Here is a 7,485-nt window from a genome sequence, read left to right as displayed (position 1 = left end):
ACACCGTCTACGTCGACATCGCCCGGGTCGAGACCCGCGTCGTCGACAAGCCGGGCCAGCGGCCCTGAACCGCACCGCGCCGCCGGGCCGCACAGGGGACGGGCCGTCGGCGCGGCGACCGGCACCTGAGACCGGTTCGCCCCGGCCCGCCCCGGCCGGTTAGGTTCTCCATATGACTGACTCGCCCGACAGCACCACTGCACCTCGCGCCGCCGGCGCCGTCGCCGCCGGCCTTGCCACCATCGCCGGCGACGGCAGCGTTCTCGACACCTGGTTCCCCGCCCCCGAGCTCACCGCCGAGCCCGGTCCGGCCGGCACCGAGCGGCTCACGCCCGACCAGGCGGTGAACGCCCTCGGCGAGGGGGCCGCCAAGGCCATCGGCGTGGACGCCCGCCGTGGGGTCGAGATCGTCGCCGTCCGTACGGTCATCGCCTCGCTCGACGACAAGCCGCTCGACGCGCACGACGCCTACCTGCGGCTCCACCTGCTCTCCCACCGCCTCGTCCGCCCGCACGGACAGAACCTGGAAGGGCTCTTCGGGCTGCTCTCCAACGTCGCCTGGACCTCGCTCGGTCCGGTCGCCGTGGACGACGTCGAGAAGGTGCGGCTCAACGCCCGCGCCGAGGGTCTGCACCTCCAGGTGACGTCCATCGACAAGTTCCCGCGGATGACGGACTACGTCGCCCCCAAGGGTGTCCGGATCGCCGACGCCGACCGCGTACGGCTCGGCGCGCACCTGGCCGAGGGCACCACGGTCATGCACGAGGGCTTCGTCAACTTCAACGCCGGCACCCTCGGCACCTCCATGGTCGAGGGCCGGATCTCCGCGGGTGTCGTCGTCGGCGACGGTTCCGACATCGGCGGCGGCGCCTCCACCATGGGCACCCTCTCCGGCGGCGGCAACGTCATCATCTCCATCGGCGAGCGCTGCCTGATCGGCGCCGAGGCGGGCGTCGGGATCGGGCTCGGCGACGAGTGCGTCGTCGAGGCCGGTCTCTACATCACCGCCGGTACGCGCATCACGATGCCCGACGGCCAGATCGTCAAGGCCCGTGAGCTCTCCGGCGCGTCGAACATCCTCTTCCGCCGCAACTCGGTGACCGGCACCGTCGAGGCCCGCCCGAACAACGCGGTCTGGGGCGGTCTCAACGAAGTGCTCCACAGCCACAACTGACGCGTTCGCGTGACTCTGCGTAACCTTTGATCCCGCCGTGCGGATAAACGGGTGAACGCAGAGCCATACGAACAGTCAAGGCGAGGAAGCGACATGAAGATCAGGCGGACCGCACTCGGAACGTCGACGCTGCTGCTGGTGGTGGCGCAGCCGTCGGGCGTCGCGTACGCCGACGAGACGCACACCGACTCGCACAACGCGCCTTCCGTGGCGCTGATCTCGACCGGTCAGATCGACGATCCGCTCGAGGACGTCCTGGAGCATGCCAAGGTCCTCGACGCGTCTCACCTGCCCGGCTGAGCGAGGGAGGACCGAGCCAGCTCCTCGAACGCAGCCAGCAGCCCGTCGGCCGTCCCACGGCCGGCGGGCTGCAGCGGTTCCCGGACCGGCCCGGCCGGCAGACCGAGCCGGTCCAGCAGCGACTTCGCGGTCACGGTGCCCGGCAGCCCCGACGCCATCATCAGCTCGACGAGCGGGACCGTGTGCTGGTTGAGCCCGGCGGCCTCCGCCGTCCTGCCCGCGTCGTAGGCGTCGAGCACCGCCCGCATCGGGCGCGGGGCGGCATTCGCGACCGTGCTCACGAAGCCCGCGCCGCCCAGCGCGTACAGCGCCAGATTCAGCTCCTCGGAACCCGAGTAGTAGGCCAGCGAGGTCCGGGCGATCACCTTGGTACTGCCGAGCAGGTCGTTCGCGCAGTCCTTCACGGCCACGATCCGGGGATGGCCGGCGAGGCGCAGCATCGTCTCCGGCTCGATGCGGGTGCCGGTACGACCGGGGATGTCGTACAGCATCAGGGGGACTCCGGTCGCGTCGGCGACCTGCCGGAAATGCGCCTCGACGGCAGCCTGTGGCGGGCGGCTGTAGTACGGCGTGACGACGAGCAGGCCGTCGGCGCCCGCCGCCTCGGTGGACCGGGCGAGCTCCACCGTGTGCCGGGTGCTCGCGCTGCCGACGCCGGCGACGATGCTCACCCGGTCACCGACGGCCTCGCGCACGGCCCGTACGAGCGCGGTCTTCTCGGCGTCGGTGGTGGTGGGGGACTCGCCGGTGGTGCCGTTCAGCACGAGACCGTCGCAGCCCCCGGCCACCAGATGCGCGGCGAGCTTCCGTGCGCCGTCCAGGTCCAGTTCGCCCGTGGCGGTGAAGGGCGTGATCATCGCGCAGAGGGCGCGGCCGAAGGGTCGCGGGCGTGGGTGTGAGGGTGGTGTCGTCATGTCCGAAGTGTCAGCCGCCCCGACCGTGAAGGTCCACTTAGTTCTCCTTGTGATGAAGGGGAAGCAGCACTGAAGAGTGGCGAGGAGTGGCCACCTCTCATGAAGCGCGAACGACCGTACGAGTGTTGGTCGTTGAGGCAGGATGGGGCGCATGATCCGTACCGCGCGTCTCGTCGTGCTCCCGCTGCTTCTCGTCCTCGCCGCCTGCGGTACGGAGCGGGCCGCCGACCGGCCCGGCGACGCTCCCGCTCCCGCCCCCGACCGCGCCGCGCTGGAGGCCCGGGCCCGGAGCCTGGAGTCCGCCATGGAGCTGATCTACGTCACCGACGTGCCCGGCTTCGAGCTTGCGAAGCAGTCCCTCGGCCCGTCCGGCGACGACGGTTTCCAGAGCACCTACGTCCAGGCCCCGGGCGGCGGCCAGGTCCATCTGGTCGTCGACCGCGGCAGCCTCACCGAGGCCAACTGCCGCTCCACGCACGTCGATTCGGCAGGCGACGCTCCGGTCACCTGCGAGGCGGACGGCGACGCGACCTGGTACCGCTCGGCCGGCGGCCGCCACGAGTACGCCCGCGCCGAGGACGGTCATGTCGTCCGGGTCGCCGCCGACCGCTCCGTGGACCGTGCGACCCTGCGCGCCGCGGCCCGGGCCGCCCATCGCGCGGACGACCGTGAGCTGGACCGGATCCTCCCCGAGGAGGCGCCCGATGCGCCGCCGGTCGAGCGGGGTGACCTCCCGCCCGTCGGCGACGGCGCCCCCGACAACGAGGTCGGTGCGTCGGGCTGAGCGGGCGACGGGCAGACAGTTGACTTCAACCAAGGTTGAAGTTCGAGCATGGTCATCGAAGGAACGAATGATCGCTCACAGGAGGATCCCGATGACCGTGCAGCTGTCCGTCCGCCCCGACCTGACCCGGCCCGGCGTCGGCATCGTCAAGGCCGGCACCTGGCACGTCGGTACGCCCGAGCGGCAGCAGGCCGCCGTCGAGGCGATCGCACGGGCCTGGCAGCGCCGCGACTGGCCCGACGTCGGCCTGCTCTCGTACAGCGTGTACACATCCAATGACGGCACCACGCTGCTCCACTACTCGCAGTGGACCGGCGAGGACGCCTATCAGGACTTTCTCCGCACCTTCCGGGACGAGCGGAACGACGAGATCGACGCCGCCGTACCCGGCATCGAGCGGCTCGGACTCCGCTCTTACGTGCCCTACCGCAGCGGCGGGCGGGCAGCCGGCGACACCACGGAGCCGGGCTGCGTCGTCATCGTCGAGGCCGACTTCGACGGGCCCGACCCGGCGCGGCAACGGGACTGGGTCGACGCGGTGTTCACCGCACTCGACAACGACCCGCACACGCACCCCGGCGGCATCTCCGCCCACTTCCACATCAGCACGGACGGCGCCCGTGTCCTCAACTACGCCGAGTGGGAGAGCGAGCAGGCCCACCGGGAGGCGCTCGAAGCACCCGGCGACGGCGTCGGTTCGAGCACGGAGCTGTGGGAGCGCGTCCAGCGCTACCCGGGCCTCGTGGGCAGCAGGGTGACGCGCTACACGCCCGCACTCAGCCTGAGCACGGGCGTGTAACGGTCCGGAACGGAACGGGACTACGGGCGGAAACGCAGCACCTGCGGGTCGTGGTCGCTGTTCTGGTCCGCGAACTCCGCGTTGATGTGCACGCTGTCGTAGCTGAAGTCGTCGATCGACGGACTGGTCAGGATCTGGTCCAGCACCTGGCTGTTGCCCTGGTAGACGTACGAGTAACGCTCACTGCGCGGCAGGGACTTGACCGCCGGGTACAGCGCGCCGCCGTCGGTCAGAGCCTTCGTCGTCGCCGAGAACTCGAAGTCGTTGATGTCGCCGAGGACGACGACATCGGCGCTCCGCTGCGCCTTCAGGATGTCCTTGACGAAGACGTTCACGGCCTGCGCCTGCTGGAGGCGCTTGGCCTCGGAGGAGCGGACCGGCGGCTGGTGGTGCGAGGTCAGGCCCTCGTCGCCGCCCTTCGAACCGAAGTGGTTGGCGATGACGAAGACCGTACGGCCGCGGAAGACGAACTCGCCCGCGAGCGGCTTGCGGCTGCTCTCCCATGCGGTGTTCGCCGGGTCGATCCGGCCGGGGGACAGGGTCAGGGCGGCGTGGCCCTTCTCCCGTACGACACCGGTCGCGGTCGTCGCGTCGCCGCCCGCACGGTCGGTGAAGGAGACCCTCTCCGGGTTGAAGAGGAACACCTGGCGGATGTTGCCGCCGGGCTCGCCGCCGTCCTTGTTGTTCTCCGGGTCGACCGTCCGGAACTCGTACGCCGGGCCGCCGGCCGCGGCGATCGCGTCCGTGAACTTCTTGATCGTCTGGTCGGCGGCGACCGTACCGTCGTTCTTGGCGCCGGTGTTGTCCTGGATCTCCTCCAGGGCGAGGATGTCGGGCGAGGCGAGGTTGTCGACGACGGCCTTCGCCAGCGCGTCGAACTTCTCCTGCGGGTCGGACGGGTCCAGGTTCTCCACGTTGTACGTGGCGACGGCCAGCTCGCCGCGGCGCTGCGCACGGGTGCTCTCGCGCTCCAGCTCGCCGTCGGTGACCGTGCCGAGGGTGCGCGCCGTGATCGTGTAGCCGCCGAACTGGTTGAAGTCCAGCGGGCCTTCGGTCGTGCCGGTCAGCACATCGCCGACGTTCGCCTTCGGGAAGGGCTGCTGGGCGAGCGGGATCAGCGACTGGATCTGCAGCCGGCCGGTGTTCTGGGAGGCGTACGAGCCGTAGAGCGTGCCGCCGCGCCGGGTCGCGTTCTCCTTCGGCTTCACCGTGACCCACAGCTCGTTGTACGGGTCGGTGGCGCCGACGACACGCGAGGTGCCGATCCGTACGTTGGTGCCTTCCAGCGACTCGTAGTAGTCCAGCGCGTACGAACCGGGCTTCAGCGGCAGCGCGTTGATGCTGTTCGCGGCGGCCGGATCGCCCTCGGGCGCGTACGCCGAGGGCACCGACCGGGCGGAGACGGTGACCGGCGCGGGCAGCGCGTTGCCGGACGAGACCACCGTGACGGTGGGCTTGGAGATCTGGGTGAGCGACTGGTTGCCGGAGTTCAGGCCGCCGGGGACGTACTCGCCGACCGTGCCCGAGACCTTCACGGCGTCGCCGACGGCGACGGTGGGCGCGGCGCCGGTGAAGACGAAGAGGCCCTCGCTGGTGGCCGGGTCGTTGTCCGCCTGCTGGTCCTGGATCCAGAAACCGCGGGAGGAGCCGTACGTACGCACGCCGATGACGATGCCCTCGACGTCCTTGACCTGCTGCCCCACGAGGGGGGAGGTGCGGGTGGTGCCCTGGATGTCATGAATGCGCACGCCGGCCGTGGTGTCTGCGACAGCATCGGCGTCGGCCGCGGCCGAGGAGGAGCCGGCGAGCAGACCGGCGGCCAGAGCGGTGGCCACGACGGCCGCGACGGCGGCAGGTCTCGGTATGGAAGGCATGACGGTAACTCCGAGTGAGGGTTGGGGGTGGCTCATAAGATCTACGCGCGTCAATCTCTTGGCAGAGCGCACCACTTGTCAAGAGGCGCCGGGTGTACGGCGGTTGACGAGTACATGAACCGGATGGCATCGGGTGAAATGCGTCTACGCTGGGGGCCGCCCCGAGCGCGAGCGAGCCGAAGGAGCGCGCCGCTGTCGGAAGGGAGGCTGCGATCGATGCGCGGCTACCGCCGCGCGGGTGGACGTTCCGAGGAACGAGGGACCGAGCACGATCGACCGACCACGATCGACCGTCGACAGGGCCGGAGCGCCCCGGAGACGAACCGAGCCACACAGACCAGTACGCGCACAGTCGAGGAGAGCCACCAGATGCCAGTAGACCGCCCCGCCGCACGCCCCACCATGCCGCCGGTGAGGCTGCACTCGGACGCGGAGCTTGCGCGGGACGCGCTCGGCGCGCCGCTGCTGGCGAGGGCGGTACGGATCGCGCGCTGGGCCGGACCTGGGACCAGGGTCGGGGCGGGTGGCGAACTCATCGAGGAGCAACTGCCCGCGGCCGCCGCGGCATTGGGGCTCACGGCGGACGCGGACGGGGCGGCGGACGCGAGCGAGGCATGGCGGATCGCCGTGGACACGGGGCTCGTCGAGGTCGTCGACCCGGAGGACGAGCGGGCCGAGCACGGCACGGTCGCCACGGGCGGCAATCTCACGCTGATCACGGGGGGCAGCCCGCAGGACGTGCTCACGCTCTGGCAGGACGCGTTCGACGCCGTGTTCGCCGACGCGATCGCGCCGTTGCTGGACGATCTGACCGACGTCATCGGCGAGGACGGCGCTATCGACCTCGAGGCGCTGGACTGGAACCCCGAGGCGGAGAGCGAGTTTCTCGAAGGCGTCCTCGGCAACCTCTACCTGCTCACCGTCACGGAGGGCGGGGCGGGGGAAGGGGCGGTGCCGCTGCCCGCCCTGGCCGCGTCGATGATCGTGCCCGACGACATGGGGGAGCCCACCGACGACGTCCTTGAGCAGGTGTCCGACGCGATGATGCGGCTGGACGACCAGTTCCGGCTGCTGGAGCCGATCGGTCTCGTCGAGTACCGGCCGGTCGACGAGGCCCTGATGGTCGAGGAGGGCGCGGAGTCCGCCCCGTCCGTGTCCGCCGCGGAGGAGGAAGACGTCACCCGTTACGGGATGGTGAAGCTCACTCCGCTCGGGCTGTACGGGATCAGGGCCCGGATGCTGGAGGCGGGCGTGGTGGCGCCGGCCGTGGGAGACCTCGCGGACAAGGACGCGGACGCGCTGCTCGACGGGGTCGCTTACTACCCCGAGATGTCGGCGCGGGCGGAGACGGTGCGGTGGCTCGCCCTGCGCACCCCGGTCGGGGCGGCCCGCGACCTCCTCACCGCCGCGCGCGGGGAGGACGCCGGCGCGCCGCTGCGCCGGCTGCACTGCCAGCAGGCCCTCGCGCTGGTCGGCGCGGACGCCGAACCGGCCGTCCGTGAGGTCCTCGACGACCCGGAGCTGGGCGGGCTCGCCCGTGTCTGGCTCGCGGAGCGGGGCAGCGCGGATGTGCCGGCGCCGCCCGAGTCCATGATCTTCTGGCTCGCCATCGACACGATCGCGGCGCAGCTGGACGCCGC

The 7,485-nt window shown here is 71.1% G+C and carries 7 protein-coding genes; 5 read left to right on the top strand and 2 right to left on the bottom strand.

The window, feature by feature from the left end:
- Positions 1-172: 172 nt before the first annotated feature.
- Together dapD and ACWGI8_RS35325 are read left to right on the top strand one after the other, a co-directional pair.
- A complete protein-coding gene (dapD, locus tag ACWGI8_RS35330) occupies positions 173-1,174 on the top strand; it encodes a 2,3,4,5-tetrahydropyridine-2,6-dicarboxylate N-succinyltransferase (protein WP_453667304.1) in 1,002 nt (333 codons plus the stop codon).
- 93 nt (positions 1,175-1,267) lie between these two features.
- Positions 1,268-1,474, top strand: coding sequence for a hypothetical protein (locus ACWGI8_RS35325; RefSeq protein ID WP_453667302.1), 207 nt, complete (start codon positions 1,268-1,270; stop codon positions 1,472-1,474).
- Here ACWGI8_RS35325 and dapA read toward each other — a convergent pair.
- Positions 1,459-2,388 (bottom strand): 4-hydroxy-tetrahydrodipicolinate synthase, encoded by a 930-nt coding sequence (gene dapA / locus ACWGI8_RS35320; RefSeq protein ID WP_453667300.1) that lies wholly within the window; start codon positions 2,386-2,388, stop codon positions 1,459-1,461. The genes ACWGI8_RS35325 and dapA overlap by 16 nt on opposite strands.
- Positions 2,389-2,539: 151 nt before the next feature.
- Between dapA and ACWGI8_RS35315 the strand changes: the two genes are divergently transcribed.
- Positions 2,540-3,172 carry a hypothetical protein gene (locus ACWGI8_RS35315; protein WP_453667299.1) on the top strand — a complete coding sequence of 211 codons (633 nt, stop codon included), beginning with the start codon at positions 2,540-2,542 and terminating at the stop codon, positions 3,170-3,172.
- A 91-nt stretch (positions 3,173-3,263) separates the two neighbouring features.
- Complete coding sequence (locus tag ACWGI8_RS35310; RefSeq protein WP_453667297.1) at positions 3,264-3,971, top strand: antibiotic biosynthesis monooxygenase; 708 nt, start codon at positions 3,264-3,266, stop codon at positions 3,969-3,971.
- A 20-nt stretch (positions 3,972-3,991) separates the two neighbouring features.
- On the opposite strand, the gene ACWGI8_RS35305 is transcribed toward ACWGI8_RS35310, so the two are convergent.
- Positions 3,992-5,845, bottom strand: a complete 1,854-nt coding sequence (locus ACWGI8_RS35305) for an endonuclease/exonuclease/phosphatase family protein (RefSeq protein WP_453667296.1) — start codon at positions 5,843-5,845, stop codon at positions 3,992-3,994.
- 369 nt (positions 5,846-6,214) lie between these two features.
- On the opposite strand from ACWGI8_RS35305, the gene ACWGI8_RS35300 reads away from it, so the two are divergent.
- On the top strand, positions 6,215-7,485 hold a 1,271-nt coding region (locus ACWGI8_RS35300), incomplete at its 3' end, for a hypothetical protein (protein ID WP_453667294.1).

The sequence above is a fragment of the Streptomyces sp. NPDC054841 genome (assembly GCF_053611045.1).
The sequence above is the reverse complement of the archived record's forward strand: the minus strand, read 5'-3'. Positions and strand labels throughout refer to the sequence as shown.

What these genes read in the sequence shown, in the direction of transcription:
- dapD (WP_453667304.1), top strand. Translation starts at nt 173, where the DNA reads ATGACTGACTCGCCCGACAGCACCACTGCACCTCGCGCCGCCGGCGCC.
- ACWGI8_RS35325 (WP_453667302.1), top strand. Translation starts at nt 1,268, where the DNA reads ATGAAGATCAGGCGGACCGCACTCGGAACGTCGACGCTGCTGCTGGTG.
- dapA (WP_453667300.1), bottom strand. Translation starts at nt 2,388, where the DNA reads ATGACGACACCACCCTCACACCCACGCCCGCGACCCTTCGGCCGCGCC.
- ACWGI8_RS35315 (WP_453667299.1), top strand. Translation starts at nt 2,540, where the DNA reads ATGATCCGTACCGCGCGTCTCGTCGTGCTCCCGCTGCTTCTCGTCCTC.
- ACWGI8_RS35310 (WP_453667297.1), top strand. Translation starts at nt 3,264, where the DNA reads ATGACCGTGCAGCTGTCCGTCCGCCCCGACCTGACCCGGCCCGGCGTC.
- ACWGI8_RS35305 (WP_453667296.1), bottom strand. Translation starts at nt 5,845, where the DNA reads ATGCCTTCCATACCGAGACCTGCCGCCGTCGCGGCCGTCGTGGCCACC.